Below are 19,928 nucleotides of genomic sequence, written 5' to 3'. Positions count from 1 at the left end.
ATCTTAAATAACTCAAAAATATGCTAATTTACAACACCCAAACCCGACAAAAAGAACCTTTTAGCACGCTCACCCCCGGACAAGTGAAAATGTATTGCTGCGGGGTGACAGTCTATGATTATTGTCATCTTGGTCATGCGCGTTCCTACATTGTTTGGGATGTCATCCGTCGCTATTTAACTTGGCGAGGTTATCAGGTTACATATATCCAAAACTTTACCGATATCGATGATAAAATTCTCACTCGCGCTCAACGGGAAGGAGTTTCCATGACAGAAATTTCTCAGCGCTATATACAAGCTTATTTTGAGGATGCCAGACGTTTAAACATTCAAGAAGCGACTAATTATCCGCGAGTAACTGAACATATTTCCCAGATTCATCAGTTGATTCAAGAATTAGAAAAAAAGGGCTATACCTACAATGTTAATGGCGATGTTTACTACAAAGTCAATCAATTTCAGGACTACGGCAAACTATCCGGTCGTCATCTCGAACAAATGCAAATGGGAGCAAGTGGACGTTTAAGCGAGCTAGATACAGATAAAAAACAACATTCCTCTGATTTTGTTCTTTGGAAAGCGGCAAAAGCTGATGAACCCAGTTGGGATTCGCCTTGGGGTTCCGGTCGTCCGGGTTGGCATATCGAATGTTCGGCTATGGTACGATCGCTATTAGGGGAGACGATCGATATTCACGGAGGTGGTGGGGATCTGGTATTTCCTCACCACGAAAACGAGATTGCTCAATCGGAAGCGGTGACAGGGCAACTTTTGGCCCGTTATTGGTTGCATAATGGCATGGTTAGGGTTAATGGCGAGAAAATGGCCAAATCTACGGGCAATTTTACCACTATCCGTGATTTACTCAATCGTCCCCTCGATCCAATGGTTTTACGTCTCTTTGTTCTCCAAGCTCATTATCGCAAACCTTTGGACTTTACGGAAGCGGCGATCGATTCAGCGCGTAATAGCTGGAATACACTGCAACAGGGTCTTTTATGGGGTAATAGTGATCAGGACGAGCTATATCTAGATATTTCGCCTTTTTCCGACTCTATATCCCGCTTTCAAGCTGTAATGGATGATGATTTTAATACTGCGGCCGCTTTAGCAGTTATTTTTGAACTAGCGAAAGATGTACGCAGAGAAAAGATAAATAAACAAGAAAATCTTCAAAAATGGCAAACCTTAGTATATTTAGCTAAAATACTGGGATTAGAAGCTAATCCAGAACCGGAGAATTTATCAGCGAGTTTACCAGAAACGGCTATTCAAGACCTGATTTTTCAAAGAAATAGCGCTCGAAAAGCCAAAAATTATCCCGAAAGCGATCGATTAAGGGAACAATTAAAAATGATGGGAGTTACCCTAGTTGACTTACCCGATGGACAAACCCAATGGTATCCTACAGAAAAGAAGGATAATACGCCAGAAATTAAGGATTTTTTCGCTAAATAACGCAGTTATTTCTGGAAAAATAGTTAACGGCGTTGACTTGCTGCTATCGAGCTTATGCTAGAATGATTATCATTACCACAATAAAGAAGGAGCAGAATGATTATCGTGGTGACGGGGGGTATAGCTGTGGGGAAAACCCATTGGATTCGCGAACAAATTGCTAAACAGAGGCAGCCAAGTCTATATTTTAGTCCCCAGACGGAAACTTTTCCCATTGATCGCCTAATTTTACAGAGTGAATTTCCCCAGTTGTCCTGTGTTTCTAGGGAAGAAGAAGACCGTTTAAGCAGTTTATCGGCTAAAAATACGGTCTATATGGAAGTGCCGTGGTATTTAGACCCAGAATCCCTCGAAAGCTTTCTAAAACCCCTCAATTGTCATCGGGTAGCGATTACGTCTCCAGAAGCAGAAATCTCCGAAGGACAAGTACCCGTCGATGAAATTGTCTTCAGTCCCGTCAAAACAACAATAAAAGGCGATCAATGGTTAAAAAAACGAGAAATACAGATTTATAGAGCCGTTTTAACGGGAGAAGTCCTCGATTTTTCCAGTTTAACTACCTTTTGGACAGAATTAACCCAAGGAGCCTATGGGGAAGTGCTGCGGGTCAAAAGTATTTTTGATATCATTGATGGTCAGTGTATTTATGGGGAATTTAGGGATGAATGGCCAGAAAAAGACTTTCAAAGCTTAAATTTACCCTTAAATCTCGATGGGAGACCGAATCGCTTTAGTGGGATTGAAATCGTCGGTAGAAATCTCGATAAACCGATAATTGCCGATACCCTTAGTGATTGTTGTCTGTCCGATGAGGCACTTTTTTATTATCAACAACAATTTCAAGAATCTTTAGAGCCAGAAATGGAGTTAATCTGATGAAAATAGCTGTTTTATCCTGTATTCATGGCAATATGCCTGCTTTTGATGCTGTTTTGCGAGATTTAGACCAACAGGGTTGTCAAGAAATCTACTGTTTAGGGGATTTAGTTGGGTATGGACCCCATCCTAACCAAGTGGTGGAAAAAATCCGTCAACTGGGGATTACTACAGTACAAGGGTGTTGGGATGAGGATATCGTTGAGGGATTAAATGCCTGTGAATGCAGTTATCCGTCGCTTTTAGCAGAAAAACGGGGTAGATTAGCTCATGAGTGGACAAATCAAATAATCACCCCAGAAAACCGTAATTATTTGTCAAAACTGCCCGAAATTTTTAAGCTAGATCACCTCTGTTTTGTCCATGGTAGTCCCCAAAGTAACCATGAGTACCTTTTAGCCGAAATGGACGCTTTTACGGCTTTAGAACGGGTTTTATCGGTAGATACAGAGGTTTTATTCTGTGGACATACCCACATCCCCTACATTCGCACTCTCGACGCGGGAAGCTTGCAAATAAAAGTGTATCAACCCGATGGGGAACAGTCGCGGCAATTTACCACACCAGTTAAACGTATCATCAACGTGGGATCGGTGGGAGAACCGCGTCACGGTCGTCCAAATGCCACCTATGTGATTTACGATCGAGAAACGGCAGCGGTACAACTGCGAGAAGTGGCCTATAACTATCAAGAAACCTGTCAGGCTATTTTAGCATCGGGTTTACCTCCTATTTTCGCTTGGCGATTGGCTAAGGGTCTAGAATACGCGGAAAAAGCCGATGATCCGACTCATGTTTGCGAACGTTAATTTGTGATAAATCAAGAAATTATGTGGGCGATTTTAAGCGGTATTCAAGGCAATTTACCAGCCTATCAAGCGGTCTTGGAAGATATTCAGCAACGGTCAGTTACTGTAGAAAATTTATATATTTTAGGAGATTTTATCGGTGTTAATCCCGATAGTGAAATGCTGGTAGAACAAATACGTTATCCCACCAAAAATAACTTATATCCGCAGGTTTGTCGGGGATGGTGGGAAGAACAATGTCTGATTTTACACAGTTTGGGAGCAACAGGAGAACCGACGGAATTAATTGATAAATATGGTATCGATAGCACTAAGCAACTCTGGGACGCAGTTTCTTTAGAAACGGTGCAATGGTTACGAAATCTCGATTTTGGTTTTGTCGAGTTGGATTGTTTATTAATTCATGGCAGCACTGTCAGTGTTAGTGAAGAATTAACCCCCGATACTCCTCCATGGCAAATTTTAGATCGACTGCAACGAATGGGAGTTAATAATCTTTTTTGTGGTCGTTCAGGAAAAGTTTTTGATTATTCTTTACAGTCCGCTAATTTAACTAGCACTGTTACTACTTTAGATAAACGGCAACCAAGCGAAACTTTGACGATTCAAGATAAGCGTTTAATTGGGGTTGGTAGCGTTGGCAAAGAATTAAATAAAGCAGTTTACACTCTCTATAATCCTAGTAATAATTGCGTGGAGTTTAGAACCGTACCTTATTAATCTTTCATAGATTAATAAAATATTAAAGATTAATTGAGTTGCTCTTGATTATGATATAATGCCGAGTAAAAGCAATTATTTTGGGTTAGATTAAAAACAGAATCAATCTAGTTAATTATCAGGTAATAATTATGGTGGTCACTTCAGAAGCAGCTAATCTCCAGAAATTTTCTTGGCAGTGGCAAAATCAAACTGAGGAACTCTAGGAATTCATGAAGAATATCCCATCCCTGTAACTGAGGCAATATTGCCTTTTTTAGGCTAAGTTAGGGATTAGAGTAGATTTCCTACCCGAACCGAATTTAACTCCTAGTTTTTATTGACCGACGAAAGCAGTAGTTAAACTATCATGAGTCAAAAAACGGGTCAAAAACACCGACACTTTGATTAGCAATAAAAAGTTAGGCTCTCTTAGGTTTGGTGGGTAAAATGTATTCTAAGATACAGTCCTGCTGGTGAGAGAGTGGAAGGAACCACAGAGACACAGAGGACACAAAGACTGATCGCTTCTATAGTACGTTAAACTGATCACACAAAGAATAAGAGAGCCAAAGTCAAACAATAGCAATTATAATTAGGGTCGGCTGAATATTACTGGAAGCCTTACTAGAAAAGGGTTGACAACCGACTCCGAACCCCACCAACAGACTTTTTCAGCAAACCCTACATAACTGAGGTAAGAGACTCTTGCTGACTTGCTTGCAGATTGGATTGAGCGCGAACAGCGTGGAACATCCCAAAACGACATAAACCCCTGCCAAAGGCCAAGCGCATTAGCAGAATTGTCGGCACTTCTCGGACGGATTTAAGCAACCCAGTTAGACCAAATTGCCACCAACCTTGGGGACGAATCACCCCCTGCCAAATGGTATCAATCCAAGAGGGTAGAGTGGCTGTTGTCCAGTCAGTAGTCATCACTTCCCCATCTACCAATCCCGTGGCCGCTAACTGTTCGGCAAAACCTTCGATGCTGGCAAAAGCGGGGTGAGACCACTGATCCAAAAGTTGGCGCATTACGGGACGTTCCCAGAAATTAAGCGGTTTTTGACGGTCATCTCGCTGATTCCAGTCCGCTACCACCAAGACTCCCCCTGGTTTGAGAACTCGCAGTAATTCCCGAGCAAAAACGGCTTTGTCCGGCATATGGGGACCGGCTTCAATTGACCAGACCACATCAAAACTCTCGTCGGGAAAAGAAAGGGCCATGGCATCATCGACCAAAAAGCGAGCATTTAAATCTGGTGGTGTTAGTTCTTTGGCCCGTGCCACTTGTTTGGGACTAATGGTGACACCGGTAACGGCAAATCCGTAGTCCCGGGCCAGAATGCGACTGCTGCCACCAATACCACAACCGACATCGAGGAGAGTTGCACCGGCGGGTAATTTATCCAAACCGGACCAAGAGACCATTTCCGCCACAAAGTCGGCTTTTGCCGCTAGAAAGTCTTTTTTTTCTGGTGGGGAACCGTAGTGACCTAAATGGATGTGTTCCCCCCAATAATATTCTAAAATCCCGTCCTCGGTCCATTGGTCGTAGGAATTGGCCACCGAGTCCGACGATTGATACTTGCGAGAGGAAACAAAATAGACGACGATAGCGATCGCTAGGAGTAACCCTAAAGATGATGTCACCAAAAGTATATTCATTCAATCCTGCCGAGCAAACTGATACAAAGCTTAATAACTCTTAAAGATTATATAACTTTGAGGTTCTGCGGGCTGAGGTCTAACAGGATTGAGGGACTTTGCTTACTGGCCAGAAATTAACTATTAAACTTTTATCTGTTTGTCCCTGTGGAATTGCCCTCAATCCATTCGTAAAAAGCCATAGATTCCGGGGGACAACGGCTGCATCCTCCGCATTTTTCTAGGGAAATCAGGCGAATTCGCCCTTTTTTCAGCAAGCGATCGAGCATGGGACTTAAGGCATCTGCTGACATCCGAAAGTGTGTGGATAAGTCAGCCAGAGATGCTTTCTGATTTTTGGCAAGATAAGCCTGTATATCGGTTAAAATCATCTTTTCAAATAAAGTTGGGGGAATGGGGAATGGGGAAGTGGGGAAGTGGGGAAGTGGGGAAGTGGGGAAGTGGGGAAGTGGGGAAATTTTAACTAAAACCCTAAACCCCCAAAACCCTAAAACCCCAAAACCTGACCACTGATAACTGAAATTAAATTGCCGGACGGTTGATTTTTCGGGGACGGAGATTTTTTAAGGTGAATAAAACCCCGACTACGGTTAAACCCATCAAGACTATCCAAAAGAGGGAAAATCCCGGATGTCGAGAAAAAGTGGCGATTTGATAGAAGCAAGTGGCAACAATATAGGCCATTCCTGTGGTCCAGAGGGCAATAAAAGCAGTCCAACCGGCATTAGTTTCGCGATATACGGCCGATGTGGCCGAAACACAGGGAAAATAGAGCAGAACGAACAAAAGATAGGCAAAAGCACCCGCTTGACCATCAAATCTTTTCGCCATCGCCCCAAAAGTTCCTAAATCTACTTTTTGCTTCTCGGCAGCCGTTTTTTGATCTTGTAAATCACCAATATTCAAACCCAAGGGATCAAGCACTTGATTGGGTAATTGCGCTAAATTGGCGGGAATAGTGGCAATAGCTTCCTGAATTTGCCCCCAGAAGTCGAATTTTTCGGCTGCTGCCCCCTTATTAGGGTTATCTTCCCCTGCTAGTTGGCTGTAAATCGAGTTTAATGTGCCTACCATTGCTTCTTTGGCAAAAACTCCCGTAAAAATGCCCACCGTTGCCGGCCAATTTTCCGGTTCTAGTCCCATGGGTGAGAAAATAGGAGTTACAGCTTTACTGGTAGCACTTAAAACCGAGCGCTCGCTGTCTTGATTACCAAAAGAACCATCAAAACTGACGGAGTTGAGTAGTCCCAAAATCATCACCATTAAAACGATAAATCGTCCAGCTTTCCATAAAAACGCTTGCAGACGTTCCCAAGTGCGAATTAAAACTCCTTTCAGACGCGGTAGATGATAGGGAGGCAATTCCATAATAAAGTGACTGACTTCTCCCTTGAGTAGGGTTTTTTTCATCACCAATCCCGTCAAAATAGCGGCGAGAATTCCTAAGATATAAAGACCAAAAACGATGTTTTGACCACCTATGGGGAAAAAAGCCGCCGCAAATAGGGCATAAACAGGTAATCTGGCCCCACAGGACATAAAAGGGTTCATCATAATCGTCATTAAACGATCGCGAGAATTTTCTAGAGTCCTGGTGGCCATAATTGCTGGCACACTGCAACCAAATCCCACTAACATGGGGACAAAGGATTTACCCGGCAATCCCACCAAACGCATCAATCGGTCCATGACGAAGGCTGCCCGGGCCATATAGCCAGAATCCTCTAAAATTGACAAAAAGAGGAACATAAAGCCAATTACGGGGATAAAAGTGGCGACGGTTTGCACACCTCCCCCCGCTCCATCAGCGAGCAGAGCAATTAGCCAACCCGGGGTATGGATTGTTTGTAAAACTTGGGCAAAACCATCGACAAAGATAGTCTGGGCAGTTAAATCGAAGAAATCGATAAAGGCAGCACTAACATTGATGGTAAATAAGAACATTAGGTACATTACGCCCAAAAATATCGGAATTCCCCACCAGCGATCGAGAACAATCCGATCGAGGCGATCGGACATGGTATTATTTATCTGTCCAGTCCGTTGAGTGGCTCCCTGGGTAACTTGCTGAATAAAGCCATAACGAGTATCAGCAATTAAAATATCAAGGTCTTCCCCTAAAACTTGGTGTATTTGTCGTCTATGCTTGACGATAATGCTTAATAGTTCCTGGGAGCGCAATTCTGGGGCGACGCGATCCTCGTATTGCAGTAGATTTAAAGCGGTCCATCTTGGCTCAACGATCCTTTTACTGCTATGGTCGTTAATGTAAGCAACAATCTCGCTCAGAGCTTCCTCAATTACCGCAGGATAAGCGACATAAGCGGCAGTATGGCTAATATTACTGACTAATTCCCCAATTTTTTGCTTTAATTCTCCGATTCCTTCCCCTTTAACCGCACTAATCGCCACGACAATTGCATCCATGCGATCGCTTAAGAGTTGCGGATTAACCACAATACCCCTAGTTTTGGCCACATCCATCATATTCAGGGCAATCAACATCGGTAAACGCATCTCCATGATTTGGGTAGTCAGGTAGAGATTGCGCTCTAAATTAGAAGCATCGACGATATTAATCACTAAATCCGCTTCTCCTGACAGCAGATAGTCCCTAGCGACTAATTCATCCATTCCTGTTTCCCCTTCTTCCACATCAAGGGAATAGACTCCTGGTAAATCCACCAGGGTGATATCTTCCCCGTTAACTTGAAATCGTCCCTCCTTGCGATCGACTGTTACTCCCGGCCAGTTGCCGGTCCGTTGATTGGCTCCTGTGAGAGCATTAAAAAGGGTAGTTTTGCCACAGTTAGGATTGCCAATTAAGGCGATAATCGGTTTGACCATAATTTAGGATATTGAGTGACGAATAGGACTAGATGATTAAATTTAGCTTTCTGGGTCTATTTCTTCCACGATTAAAGCGTCTGCCTCCTGTTTACGCAGACTGAGATGAAATCCCCGCACCTGAATCTCGACGGGATCCCCCAAAGGTGCGACGCGAATGACGGTAAACTCTGTACCCGGAGTTAATCCCATTGATAACAATTTTCCTTTGTATCCTCGCAATGCTCGGTCATAACCGACGACTTTACCCGCTTTTCCTATGGGTATCTCCCGCAGAAATGTTCTTACTTCAGGTAGGTCTTTTTTGGGTTCCAGTTTTTTCGGTTGACTGTCACTAACGAGGATTTTTTCGGCCATTTCTGCCCCGATACCGATACGATTGTCTTGAATGGCAATTAAAACTGACCCCCTCGGTTGGGAACTAATGACCTGTAATTGAATACCGGGGTTTAATCCCATACCCAGTAGTCGATTAATCCCTCCCGTCCCCTGAAATCCCGCTAACCAGACGGTTTTTCCCATTTCCACTTGTGCGAGGGGATAAGTGGCAGCCAAGTCATTACCCCTGGGAGTGACATTATCTAATTCTGCCTCTTTACCGCCCCAATAGGAGAATTGGTCGTCTTTTTGCCAGTTTTCTGGTTTTTCTGGTTCATTAGGTCTAATTTTATCGTCCATGCTTTTCTTATCTCCAAAGGTAAGGCAATGAAGGTCTTTCATTCAAGAGTGACAATAATTTCTTGATAGCTCATCGAGTTTACTGAAGTAGCCAAAGGGTGAGAACTGCGCTAATGTCAGCCTCAGTCAACGGTTTTTGAACTGTCTAAGAATCGCGATCACCAAAATAAATGCTAATTATTCTCAATTACCAGTGTAATCCAAAAGGGGAGACAGGAAAGAAAAATATTTCTTTAAAAAAAGTCACCAGTCTCCGGTAAATGGCGATCGCTGAGGGCGGAAAATCTTCTTAATGCCGAAAAATTCTCCCTTGCAAGGGAGATTCCCCCAGCTATCTACGAATTAATTGCACCCAGCTACTGGGAACAGAAAAAGCTATATTTATAAGTAAATCGAATCTGTCTTTCTATTTAAAGACCCATGGATAACAAAATTCTCGACGTTCACCATCTCACCGTTGAATTTTCTAATCAGAAAAGAACAACAGTCGCCGTTAATAACATTAGTTTTAGCTTGCAGAAAGGTCAAGTTCTCGGTTGTGTGGGGGAGTCGGGTTCAGGAAAATCTGTCACCTCCCTCGCACTCATGGGATTGGTTCCCTCTCCGGGGAAAATTACCGGGGGAGAAATTTGTTTTCGTCCAGCAAAAGGTCAGTCAATGCAAGCAGTGGATTTATTATCTATTCCCCCGGAAGAATGGCGTTATTATCGCGGGGGAGAAATGGCCATGATTTTCCAAGAACCAATGAGTTCTCTTAATCCAGTTTATAACATCGAGTTTCAACTCACCGAAGCAATTTTACTGCATCAAAAAGTCACCCCAGAACAGGCAAAAAATCAAGCCATCTCTCTACTGCAAGAAGTGCGCTTATTACCCAGTGATGAACAGTTAGAGGAGAAATATATAGAAACTTTTCCCTTAGAAAATAAGGGTCATGTCAGAGAAAAAATTAGAACTTATCTTCAGGAACAAAAAGAGGCAATTCTCAAGCGTTATCCCCATGAATTATCGGGGGGACAATTACAAAGGGTAATGATTGCCATGGCGATTTCTTGTAATCCTACCCTATTAATTGCTGATGAACCAACCACCGCTTTAGATGTGACTGTCCAAGCAGAAATATTAAGATTGTTACGAGATTTGTGTAAAAGCGATCGAGAAATGTCAATGGTTTTTATCTCCCACGATTTAGGAGTTATTAACGAAATTGCCGATCAAATTGTTGTAATGTATCAAGGAGAAATTGTCGAACAGGGAACTAAAGAAGAAGTATTAAATTATCCCCAACATCCCTACACAAAAGGTTTACTTGCCTGTCGTCCCCGCTTAAACTCTCGTCCAAAAAAATTGCCCACCGTCAGCGATTTTTTACGAGTGGAAAAAGACTCTCAAGGTAAGATTATTGACTTAGAGGAAATTACCCCACCAGCAGTTAAATTTATTACTCTTCAAGAAGAAGAAACCAGAATTGAAGGTTTACAAAACCATGAGAACATATTATCTGTAGAAAATTTATCGGTTAGATTTCCAGTTAAGGGAGTTTTCGGGCAAGTAAAGACCTTTTTTAATGCCGTAGATCAGGTCAGTTTTGCCGTTAAACAGGGGGAAACCCTCGGTTTAGTCGGTGAGTCGGGCTGCGGAAAATCTACCTTAGCAAGGACAATTCTGCGCTTAATTCCTGCCACTTCTGGAAATATCTATTTCCGAGGAGAAAATCTCGCTAAATTAAACCCCAGCGATCCAAAATTAAGACTACTGCGACGGGAATTACAGATAGTTTTCCAGAATCCCTACAACTCCCTGAATCCCCGTTTATCCATTGGTAAAGCAATTTTAGAACCGCTGGTTATTCATCATACCGGCGGTAATTCCCAAAAGCGACGGGAACGAGTAGAATATTTATTAGAACGAGTTAAACTTGATCCTAATTGGTTTGATCGCTATCCCCATCAATTATCAGGAGGACAACGACAAAGGGTGTGTATTGCTCGCGCTTTAGCCTTAAATCCTCAGTTTATTATCTGTGATGAATCTGTCTCTGCTTTAGATGTTTCCGTACAAGCGGGAGTCTTAAATTTACTCAAAGAATTACAGCAGGAATTTAATCTCACTTATATCTTTATTTCCCACGATTTAAGTGTCGTCAGATTTATGAGTGATCGCATTATGGTGATGAATAAAGGTAAAATTGAGGAAATCGGTACAGCTAACGAGATTATCAACTCTCCCCAAAGCGATTACACCCGTAAACTTATCGCTTCCATTCCCCAATTTACCGAAAGTCTTGCTAGTTAGTTAGTAATAACAAAACTTCATAATGCTTAACAGCACAAAAGTTAAGATTTCCTGTAGAAATTTTCTCTCTTGTTCCTAAGCGTGATAGGTTGGTTGAACATTCGACTCTAACCAAAGAAAATGATTAGAGTAGTCAGGGAAAGCGCAGTGCAAATCTGCCACTGTCCCGCAGCTGTGATTAAGGATTATCCTTATTAGTCAGAATGCCTGAGGAATGTGCGACCAAATCTAGTCAAATCTGCGAGGTACGGAATGAAGATACAGAAATATTGCCGCTTAATTCTTATAGCGGTGCTAACTGTTCATCTATTAATTAATTCAGCCAATCCAGCGGCAGCTATGCACATTGCCGAAGGGTTTTTGCCTGTACAGTGGGCAGCTTTTTGGTGGATAATATCGCTTCCTTTTTTCATTTTTGGCTTACGTTCTTTAACTCGTATTACTCAAGAACATCCCGAACTTAAGCTATTGCTTGCCCTAGCTGGCGCTTATACTTTTGTTCTCTCAGCCTTAAAAATTCCCTCGGTTACAGGTAGTTGTTCTCATCCGACGGGGACAGGTTTAGGAGCAATTTTGTTCGGTCCCTTGACGATGACTGTTTTGGGAACTTTAGTGTTATTATTTCAGGCTTTGTTATTAGCTCATGGCGGGTTAACTACTCTGGGGGCAAATATGTTTTCTATGGCTATAATTGGACCATTAGTTGCCTATTGTATCTATCATTTGCTTCTAAAAACAGGACAACAAAGAGTGGCTATTTTTTGTGCCGCTGCCCTAGCAAACTTGTTCACCTATATAACCACTTCTATCCAATTAGCCTTAGCCTTTCCTGCGCTTGACGGTGGGTTTATGGCATCTTTTATCAAGTTTGCGGGAATTTTTGCTCTGACTCAAATTCCTCTAGCCATTAGCGAAGGATTACTGACATTATTGGTCTGGAATTGGCTAGAGTCTTACGGAAAAAAAGAGTTAGAGACTATCAAATTATTACAAGGGTAAGGCTGAATTATGAACCGATATTCTCTAAGAAATAATTGGCTTTTGGCTATGGCTGTAATTCTTTTAGCAGTTTTGCCCTTAGTTTTTGTGCGGGGCGAATTTAGTGGGGCTGATGACCAAGCAGAAACCGCAATCACTACACTTAATCCTGAGTATAAATCATGGTTTCGACCTTTCTTTGAACCGCCTAGTGGTGAGGTAGAAAGTTTACTTTTTGCATCCCAAGCCGCCTTGGGGGCGGGGGTGATTGGTTTTGTTATCGGACTATATAAAGGAAGGACTGAAAAAGAACAATCTGCCTCCACAGAGGAGAATAGCAATTAGTAGAAATGAGCCATCTAATTGATAGTCTTGCTTACAAAAATCGTCTGCGTTGGTTGCCTCCAAATCATAAGCTATTGTTGACGATAGTTCTATTAATTATCTCGCTAATTTCCTCTTGGCCTGTGCAGTTACTCGTCGGTTTTTGGTTGACTATAGCAATTACTATCTATGCGGGGATTCCCCAAAGGACTTATCTGCGCTTGTTATCTTTACCTTTGGGGTTTTCTTTAATTAGTTTACCTGCTTTTATTATTAATGGTGTACCGTGGGATAAAAAATCAATAATTCAGCAGGATATTTGGCAAGGTCTGGGATTTTCTTTAGGTTATTTGTATCTCTATATTAGCCAAACAGGTATGGAGCAAGTTGGGTTTTTATTCCCCAGAATTTGGGCGATGACAAATTGTCTATATTTTCTAATTTTAACCACTCCCTTTATTGAAATCTTACAAGTTTTCAGACAATGGCGATGTCCGATTTTATTGACAGATTTATTATTATTGATGTACCGTTTTATTTTTAGCTTACTAGAAGTTGCTCAAGAAATTTGGACAGCACAAAATTCCCGTTGTGGTTATCAAAGTTGGTCAAGAGGAATGAAAAGTATTGGTATTTTGGGAGGGCAGTTATTCCAGCGAACTCTTAATAATTATCGTCAGATTTCTATCAGTTTAGAAGCGCGAGGATTTCAAGAAAGTTTTAAAATGTCTAGTTCCCGTTCTTATCAATCTCAAAGAAGATACATATTTGAAGCTTTATTCGGTTGCAGTTTATTGATTATTCTTAACTTAGTTATCAACTAAAATGACTCAAAATTTATTGGAATTTCAAAATGTTTCCTATAGTTATCCTTGTCTTTCCAGTCGAGCTATTAAAAATTTTGATCTTACAATTTCCGTGGGAAAAAAGTATGCTTTAATCGGACAGAACGGTTGTGGAAAAACTACCTTATTTCTTTTAGCTAGTGGTTTATATCAACCCCAGCAAGGTATAATTTATTGGCAAGGAAAACCCTTTCAATATAACCGCTCTTTTTTGGGAAATTTACATCAGCAAATTGGCTTAGTTTTTCAAAATCCTGAGCATCAGTTAGTCGCAGCCACTGTGGAAGAAGATATTTCCTATGGTTTAAATAATTTAGACTTACCTACCTCGGAAATTATCGACCGTGTGTGGGCAACCCTAGACAAATTTGCTTTAACTCCCCTAGCTTATGAACCAGTGCATCATCTTAGTTTGGGACAAAAAAAACAAGTTTCAATTGCTGATGTAATGGTGATGAATCCCACCTTGCTTTTATTAGATGAACCCACGGCTTATCTAGATGCGCGTCATAGTCAAAAATTACGAGAATATCTCGAACAAATTCATCAACTCGGCACAACAATTATCCTAGCAAGTCATGATTTAGATTTTGTCTATCACTGGGCTGATTGGATTTTTGTCATTGATGACGGACAATTAATTATTGAAGGAACTCCCAGAGAAGTTTTCGCTCAAAGAAAAACTATAGAAAAGTTACAACTAGGATTGCCCATCATTCTAACACTTGTGGAAAAGCTAGGAATTTTAGCGACACAAACAGGTAACATGAGCCAGAAAATATTTGAACAATGGCAAGAATATTTACTGTCAAAATAGAGGCGAAAAAATCTGAGTTTCCAGCTGCGTTGCTAATCCCAATAAAGTGATTTCATCAGCAGGTTTACCCACTAACTGAATTGCCACAGGTAAACCTTGACTATCCACTCCCGTTGGTAAAGCAATCGCGGGTAGGCCACTCGCATTAGCAATGGGAGAAGGGGCAATCCAAGCAATCATCCGATCAACCGCTTCTTCCGGTGGTAAATTTTCCCACTCACCAATTCTGGGGGGTTGATGTAGGAAAATGGGCAAAAGTAAGACATCAAAATTATCAAATATCGCCACAATTTGCCGCGAAATAATGTGCATCTGCTGCACCGCTTGCAGGTACTCCCCTGCGCTGCCAGAATTCTCTAACAACCACTGGTTAAGGGGACTTAATAACTCCTTGGGAATTCCCGTCGCCGCCGTCCCCGCTTGCCAAATTCGACGAAAAGGAGTGATTAAAGCCTGTAAATCGGGGGAATACTCCGTTAAATGATGCCCCATGTCCTCTAAATTTTTAGCCGTCTCGATCACAGCATCTTTATAGACGGAAGCCGCTTCGCCGAAGGGGGATATGGAAGTGGAAAAAGCGATTCTCAGGGGTTTTACGGCTCTTTTGGTGGCTTCTAGGAAAGAAAAGGCGGGATCGGGTAGCCAGTAGGGATCGCCCGTCGTATAGCCCGAAATCACGGTAAGCAGTGCGGCCCCATCTGCCACCGTCTTAGAAAGAGTGCCGTTAGTGGCGATACCACTTTGAAATTCCCCCACCGGGGCATAGGAAACGCGCCCGCGACTGGGTTTTATCCCCACCAAACCGCAACAACCCGCCGGAGTACGAATGGAACCGCCACCATCGGAACCCTGGGCAATCGGGCAGAAACCCGCCGCTACCGCCGCCGCCGCGCCGCCACTGGAACCTCCTGCGGTATAATCGCGGTTGAAGGGGTTACGAGTCGGCAAAAAACCCCGATTTTCGGTGTAGGGAAAGGAACCTAACTGGGAAGTGGCAGTTTTGCCCAGAAGGATAAAACCCGCCATTTTCATTCTGGTGACGATTCCTTCGTCGTATTGGGCGATATTTCCCTGTAAGGCGGCGACTCCGTAACTAACCGGCATTCCAGCGACGGCATTTAAGTCTTTAATGGCGGTAGGAACTCCAAAAAAAGGCGGTAATTCGGCAGTATCGGTGATTTGACTTAATTGTTCCGTTTGGATGCTGGCGGTTGCTAGGGCGCTTTCCCGGGCGACATGGACAAAACTACCAATTTGACTGTCAAATTTTTCAATTCTGTCGAGGTATAAATGGGTTAATTCTAGGGGTGAGATTTGTTTAGTGCGAATCAGTTGGGCTAATTCTAGGGCAGATTTTGGCAATAATTCATCACTCATGAGCGATCGAGGTAAAATAAGTAGATGAAAACAATTATATTCTTTAATGATAGAGATGGTTTTAAAGGAAAATTGAAGTAAAAATTTCCCTATCCCCTATCCCCTCTTGTCTTGGAAAATTATGACCTCACAGTTAATTGAAATTCTCTCGGCTGACGAAATTCGTCGCACTATTACCCGTTTAGCTTCCGAAGTTATCGAAAAAAGTGGCGATTTAAATAACTTGATTTTGATCGGTATCTACACGCGAGGAGTGCCTTTAGCTAATTTAATTGCTAGTCAAATTGAGAGCTTAGAAGGGGTAAAAGTTCCCGTGGGAGCGATCGATATTACCTTCTATCGCGACGATCTTGATCGCATTAAAACCCGCACTCCTGCTAAAACCAAAATGCCCCTAGATGTCACGGGAAAAACCGTGATTTTAGTTGATGATGTTATCTACAAAGGTCGCACGATCCGCGCCGCTTTCAATGCTATTATTGAGTATGGCAGACCGCAAAAAATCCGCTTATTAGTGTTAGTTGATCGTGGTCATCGGGAATTACCAATTCACCCGGATTTTATAGGCAAAAAACTACCCACCGCAGCCGAGGAACAGGTAAAAGTTTATCTACAAGAGATTGACGGCAAAGATGGGGTGGAATTAATCAAATAAACAGGAGTTAAGACTATTAGTCAGGACGGGAAGTCGTGACTAATCCCCAGAGGAAAATAAACACGATCGCACCGATAATAGCGACAAAAATGCCCGGTATGCTTAAGGTAGAACCCGCTAGGGCAAAACTGCCAGTTTGAATCAAATTTAACAGAGTTCCCCCCACAAAAGCCCCGATAATTCCTAGCAAAGTCGTGGCCAAAATACCACCCCCCTGTCGCCCGGGATAAATAGCTTTTGCGATCGCACCAGCAATAAAGCCCAAAATTATCCAAGAAATGACATTAATCATGATTTTAATCCCGTTCAGTTAATTTTGTCTTTGATGTTTTCGATTGCGTCCTGGGCGGCGTTTTTCATGTCCTCCAACAAATTTTCTGCCTTATCTTTGACATCAGCTGCCACGTTCATTGCCGCTGCTTGTACCTGCTTTAATTCTCCTTCTGCTTTCATTTTCTCGTCGCCAGTTAATTCTCCAGCAGCCGATTGTACTTTCCCCTCGACATTTTTGGCAGCAGCCTTCATTTTGTCTTCGATGCTCATAAATTTTTCCTCGGTCAAGAAATTGTTATTGTTATTTTTATAACACAAATGCGTTAATTACTGCCCTTTAAAAACGTAAATAAATCTTAAGTTTTTGGGAATGATTATTATTGGTTTCGCCATTGAGAGAGATCTATATCTGGCCAGGCCTGCGCTTATTGTTAATTTTTTTGCCGTTTAAAAAACTTAACAAATTTAACCATCGAATCACCAGAGCCTGCTGAAGCTTTCAGCCTCTATATATTTGCTAAATACAAAAATAATCTATTTTTAGGGCAAGGTAAAAGCAGCAATTACGGGATAATGATCGGAAGGAATAAGATTCAACCAACGAGAACGATCGACTTTTGCCCAATCTAACTGCAAACGGCTATCATAATAAATTGTATCGATGGCTAAATAAGGGTTATCAGTGTAATTATTAAAGCTCATTTGTTCGGCTAATTCCAAATCTGCTAAAGCGTCCTTTAATTTAATTTCTGACTGGAGAGGTTGAGTTAAAATCTGACGGGGTAATTGCTGAGAATTAACATTAAAATCACCCGTTAAAAATAGGTAATCTTTTGTTAAATCTAGTTGACAAAAATGCTCTTGTATGCCCGTAGCCCCTAAGTCCTTAGCTTTGTCGCTATAGTAATCGAGATGGGTGTTATAAAACTGCAAAGTTTGCCCCTCAAGAGTCCGAAATTTAGCCCCCGTTACCATGCGGGGATAAGGATTACCCCAAGCTTCAGTGATACTGCCAATAATATCGGGAGTTTCTGATAGCCAAAATTCGTAAATTTCCAAACATTTTAACCGACTTGGTTGATATAAAATCCCACAATGTTCATCTAATCCTGTCCCGCTGCGATCGCTACCTAAACTTTGGTATTCTGGCAATAAACGGTGTAGATCCAATAGTTGATTAGCGCGAGCTTCCTGAGTGCCAATTATATCAGGAGAATAGTGAGCAATTAAAGCCGCTACTGCTTCCCTTCTTACTCGCCAATTACGCTCATCGGGATCGGGTTTATCGTAGCGAATATTAAAGGACATTGCTGTTAGTTTCATAGGAAAATGGAGAATGAGGAAGGGAAGTGGGGAAGTGGGGAAGTGGGGAAGTGGGGAAGTGGGGAAGTGGGGAAGTGGGGAAGTGGGGAAGTGGGGAAGTGGGGAAGTGGGGAAGCTGTCTCATCACCCTATCACCCCAAAACCCTCCGCAACGCGCACGCAGTGACCACCCTATCTCCTGACTCCTAATAATTAATTATCAGGATTTTTTGGCAATTGTCCAGAAGGGAAAAGTTTGACTGGGATTGATGATAACTCCCGTGATGCCATTGCGAGCAAAAGCGTATTCCTTGGTTTGCCAAAGGGGAATATAGGGAACTTCATCGGCGAGAATTTCTTGAATTTTACCAAAAATTTGCTTTCTTTTGGCTGGGTTACTTTCCCGACGGGATTGGTCGATTAATTGATTCATTTCTTGACTGTAAAAAAATGAGCCTTGACTTTGGGCTCCTCCTTCTTCACAGCCAGTTTCTGGGGAACCTTTAGCACAATCTAAAAAGGGATAAATATAGTTATCTGCATCCAAAAAATCGGGATACCAATTAGATAGAGCAGTGGTATAAAGTCCCTGGCTAATATTACGGAAAAATGCCGCTCCTAGGATACTATTGGGTTCAAATTGAATCATATTATCTAAATCCCGTTTTGATAGGGCTTTCATCACTGCCGCCACAGTGCTAGAAGTGATCGATCCCGAGGAGTGCCAAACTTCTACAATTGCGGGTTTTTCTTGACTATAACCAGCAGTTTTTAGTAATTGTTTGGCTTGCTCTATATTATGGTTGCCATAGCGCTCTTTAAACACCGGTTGTGACTCGGAAAAAGTAGTAGGAATGAGACTAAAAAGAGGGATGCCTTGACCCTGTAAAATGCGATCATTAAGTAAATCTCGATCGACTAGAGAAGCAATGGCTTGTCGCAATAAAATATTATCGGTGGGTTCACTTTTGAGATTTATGCTCATAAAGTTAATTGCTGCCCCAGAAGATTCGAGCGCTTGCCATTTTCCCTGGGCTGCTTCTGTGCGTAATTTTCTCACTTGAGGAGGCAGTAAAGATTGATAAGCAATATCCACCGCTCCCGTCTGAAAACCGTTGAATAAATTGGCAGGATTCGAGAGATAAATTTGCACATTAACTCCTTTATTTTTGGCTGGTTCTCCCCAATAGCGATCAAAGGCTTCTAAACTAAAAGAATCGCTAGTAACTGCCTTTAAGCGATAATGTCCTGTGCCGATAAATTCTTCGGGTTTAAATTTACCTTCGCCAATTTGATAAAATTTGGGTGAAACTGCACAGGCTCCGGGGTAAGCTAAAAGAGCAGGAAAAGCGGCAAAAGGTCTGGTTAATTTAATAGTAATTTCGTCTTCTTTGCTGGCGGTGATTTTATCAATTGTATCCCGGAGCAGAAAGGAAGGTTCGCCACCATTTTTGATAAATCTTTCTAGGGAAAACTTCATCGCCTCTGCGTTAAAAACCGTGCCATCATGAAAGATAACTCCTCGACGTACTGGGATAGTATAAGTCAAACCATCGGGGCTAATTTGCGGCAATTCCGTGGCCAGGAGGGGCTTTAAATTAGTGGTTCCTTCTGCGTAGGTGTAGAGAGTTTCACCGAGATTATAAATAATAAAAAGTCCTGCTAACTCATAACTATCGGCAGGATCGAGCGAGCGTGGTTTTAGGGTGGTCCCAATCATCAGGCGATCGCTATCCCCCCGGGGTAAATTGGAATTAGTGGACTGACAGCCCACAGTCAGAAGAAGACAGAGGCAAAATAAACTTAAATAGCGGTAAAGTTGGCGTAAAGGTCTCATCGATGGCGATTAACGGCAGTTAGGTATCGATCAATCCTATCATTTTTGTGCATAATCTTTTCTACTAGGTTCTCTTAAGAAAATAGGTTGATTGCTTAATTGGTCGGGGAAAATTATTCAATAGCTGCGGGACAATTAAATTAAATTTTCTGGTGGAGGATGGCAAAAACTTGATCAATTTGGCCAAG

20 protein-coding genes and 1 riboswitch are annotated in these 19,928 nt (G+C 42.1%); of the genes, 11 read left to right on the top strand and 9 right to left on the bottom strand.

All coding sequences use genetic code 11. From position 1 onward, the window contains the following. The first annotated feature begins 20 nt into the window (after window positions 1-20). The 4 genes from cysS to GQR42_RS18430 all read left to right on the top strand — a co-directional run bounded on the left by cysS (window position 21) and on the right by GQR42_RS18430 (window position 3,865). Window positions 21-1,460, top strand: a complete 1,440-nt coding sequence (gene cysS, locus GQR42_RS18445) for a cysteine--tRNA ligase (RefSeq protein ID WP_158201066.1) — start codon at window positions 21-23, stop codon at window positions 1,458-1,460. 96 nt (window positions 1,461-1,556) lie between these two features. Next, window positions 1,557-2,336: a hypothetical protein gene (locus tag GQR42_RS18440; protein WP_158201065.1), complete on the top strand. Its 780-nt coding sequence runs from the start codon at window positions 1,557-1,559 to the stop codon at window positions 2,334-2,336. Next, window positions 2,336-3,145, top strand: coding sequence for a metallophosphoesterase family protein (locus tag GQR42_RS18435; protein ID WP_158201064.1), 810 nt, complete (start codon window positions 2,336-2,338; stop codon window positions 3,143-3,145). The genes GQR42_RS18440 and GQR42_RS18435 overlap by 1 nt, the downstream gene beginning before the upstream one ends. Before the next feature lie 21 nt (window positions 3,146-3,166). Next, on the top strand, window positions 3,167-3,865 hold the full coding sequence (locus tag GQR42_RS18430) for a metallophosphoesterase family protein (RefSeq protein WP_158202517.1): 699 nt from the start codon (window positions 3,167-3,169) through the stop codon (window positions 3,863-3,865). Between the two features lie 663 nt (window positions 3,866-4,528). Here the strand turns inward: GQR42_RS18430 and GQR42_RS18425 are convergent. The 4 genes from GQR42_RS18425 to GQR42_RS18410 all read right to left on the bottom strand — a co-directional run bounded on the left by GQR42_RS18425 (window position 4,529) and on the right by GQR42_RS18410 (window position 9,037). Continuing rightward, window positions 4,529-5,512: a methyltransferase domain-containing protein gene (locus GQR42_RS18425; RefSeq protein ID WP_158201063.1), complete on the bottom strand. Its 984-nt coding sequence runs from the start codon at window positions 5,510-5,512 to the stop codon at window positions 4,529-4,531. A 131-nt stretch (window positions 5,513-5,643) separates the two neighbouring features. Continuing rightward, window positions 5,644-5,883 (bottom strand): FeoC-like transcriptional regulator, encoded by a 240-nt coding sequence (locus GQR42_RS18420; RefSeq protein WP_158201062.1) that lies wholly within the window; start codon window positions 5,881-5,883, stop codon window positions 5,644-5,646. A 151-nt stretch (window positions 5,884-6,034) separates the two neighbouring features. After that, window positions 6,035-8,359 (bottom strand): Fe(2+) transporter permease subunit FeoB, encoded by a 2,325-nt coding sequence (gene feoB / locus GQR42_RS18415; protein ID WP_158201061.1) that lies wholly within the window; start codon window positions 8,357-8,359, stop codon window positions 6,035-6,037. A 42-nt stretch (window positions 8,360-8,401) separates the two neighbouring features. Beyond that, the gene (locus GQR42_RS18410) at window positions 8,402-9,037 is read right to left on the bottom strand and encodes a FeoA family protein (protein ID WP_158201060.1); all 636 of its coding nucleotides are present in this window, start codon (window positions 9,035-9,037) and stop codon (window positions 8,402-8,404) included. Window positions 9,038-9,457: 420 nt separating this feature from the next. On the opposite strand from GQR42_RS18410, the gene GQR42_RS18405 reads away from it, so the two are divergent. The 5 genes from GQR42_RS18405 to GQR42_RS18385 all read left to right on the top strand — a co-directional run bounded on the left by GQR42_RS18405 (window position 9,458) and on the right by GQR42_RS18385 (window position 14,296). Continuing rightward, the gene (locus GQR42_RS18405; RefSeq protein ID WP_158201059.1) at window positions 9,458-11,332 is read left to right on the top strand and encodes an ABC transporter ATP-binding protein; all 1,875 of its coding nucleotides are present in this window, start codon (window positions 9,458-9,460) and stop codon (window positions 11,330-11,332) included. A gap of 84 nt (window positions 11,333-11,416) precedes the next feature. Then, window positions 11,417-11,562: riboswitch (cobalamin riboswitch) on the top strand. 22 nt (window positions 11,563-11,584) lie between these two features. Continuing rightward, window positions 11,585-12,331 carry an energy-coupling factor ABC transporter permease gene (locus GQR42_RS18400; protein ID WP_158201058.1) on the top strand — a complete coding sequence of 249 codons (747 nt, stop codon included), beginning with the start codon at window positions 11,585-11,587 and terminating at the stop codon, window positions 12,329-12,331. A 9-nt stretch (window positions 12,332-12,340) separates the two neighbouring features. Further along, entirely contained in the window at window positions 12,341-12,655 is a 315-nt protein-coding gene (locus GQR42_RS18395; protein WP_158201057.1) for an energy-coupling factor ABC transporter substrate-binding protein, read from the top strand. Window positions 12,656-12,660: 5 nt separating this feature from the next. Then, window positions 12,661-13,458: a cobalt ECF transporter T component CbiQ gene (cbiQ, locus tag GQR42_RS18390; RefSeq protein ID WP_158201056.1), complete on the top strand. Its 798-nt coding sequence runs from the start codon at window positions 12,661-12,663 to the stop codon at window positions 13,456-13,458. Between the two features lies 1 nt (window position 13,459). Then, on the top strand, window positions 13,460-14,296 hold the full coding sequence (locus GQR42_RS18385; RefSeq protein WP_158201055.1) for an energy-coupling factor ABC transporter ATP-binding protein: 837 nt from the start codon (window positions 13,460-13,462) through the stop codon (window positions 14,294-14,296). Here GQR42_RS18385 and GQR42_RS18380 read toward each other — a convergent pair. Continuing rightward, window positions 14,288-15,673, bottom strand: coding sequence for an amidase (locus GQR42_RS18380; protein ID WP_158201054.1), 1,386 nt, complete (start codon window positions 15,671-15,673; stop codon window positions 14,288-14,290). The two genes, GQR42_RS18385 and GQR42_RS18380, sit on opposite strands and share 9 nt — an antisense overlap. A gap of 121 nt (window positions 15,674-15,794) precedes the next feature. Here GQR42_RS18380 and pyrR point away from each other — a divergent pair, with 121 nt between their 5' ends. After that, the gene (gene pyrR, locus GQR42_RS18375; RefSeq protein WP_158201053.1) at window positions 15,795-16,328 is read left to right on the top strand and encodes a bifunctional pyr operon transcriptional regulator/uracil phosphoribosyltransferase PyrR; all 534 of its coding nucleotides are present in this window, start codon (window positions 15,795-15,797) and stop codon (window positions 16,326-16,328) included. Between the two features lie 16 nt (window positions 16,329-16,344). Here the strand turns inward: pyrR and GQR42_RS18370 are convergent, their stop codons facing one another. The 3 genes from GQR42_RS18370 to GQR42_RS18360 all read right to left on the bottom strand — a co-directional run bounded on the left by GQR42_RS18370 (window position 16,345) and on the right by GQR42_RS18360 (window position 17,924). Beyond that, on the bottom strand, window positions 16,345-16,617 hold the full coding sequence (locus GQR42_RS18370) for a GlsB/YeaQ/YmgE family stress response membrane protein (protein WP_158202516.1): 273 nt from the start codon (window positions 16,615-16,617) through the stop codon (window positions 16,345-16,347). A 17-nt stretch (window positions 16,618-16,634) separates the two neighbouring features. Further along, window positions 16,635-16,871, bottom strand: coding sequence for a CsbD family protein (locus GQR42_RS18365; protein WP_052278120.1), 237 nt, complete (start codon window positions 16,869-16,871; stop codon window positions 16,635-16,637). Between the two features lie 270 nt (window positions 16,872-17,141). Further along, window positions 17,142-17,924, bottom strand: coding sequence for an endonuclease/exonuclease/phosphatase family protein (locus GQR42_RS18360; RefSeq protein ID WP_158201052.1), 783 nt, complete (start codon window positions 17,922-17,924; stop codon window positions 17,142-17,144). Between the two features lie 6 nt (window positions 17,925-17,930). Here GQR42_RS18360 and GQR42_RS18355 point away from each other — a divergent pair, with 6 nt between their 5' ends. Next, the gene (locus GQR42_RS18355; RefSeq protein WP_158201051.1) at window positions 17,931-18,113 is read left to right on the top strand and encodes a hypothetical protein; all 183 of its coding nucleotides are present in this window, start codon (window positions 17,931-17,933) and stop codon (window positions 18,111-18,113) included. 10 nt (window positions 18,114-18,123) lie between these two features. Here the strand turns inward: GQR42_RS18355 and GQR42_RS18350 are convergent, their stop codons facing one another. After that, window positions 18,124-19,740, bottom strand: a complete 1,617-nt coding sequence (locus GQR42_RS18350) for an ABC transporter substrate-binding protein (protein ID WP_158201050.1) — start codon at window positions 19,738-19,740, stop codon at window positions 18,124-18,126. Between the last annotated feature and the right edge of the window lie 188 nt (window positions 19,741-19,928).

It is taken from the genome of Microcystis aeruginosa FD4 (genome assembly GCF_009792235.1).
Lineage (GTDB): Bacteria > Cyanobacteriota > Cyanobacteriia > Cyanobacteriales > Microcystaceae > Microcystis > Microcystis viridis.
The sequence above is the reverse complement of the archived record's forward strand: the minus strand, read 5'-3'. Positions and strand labels throughout refer to the sequence as shown.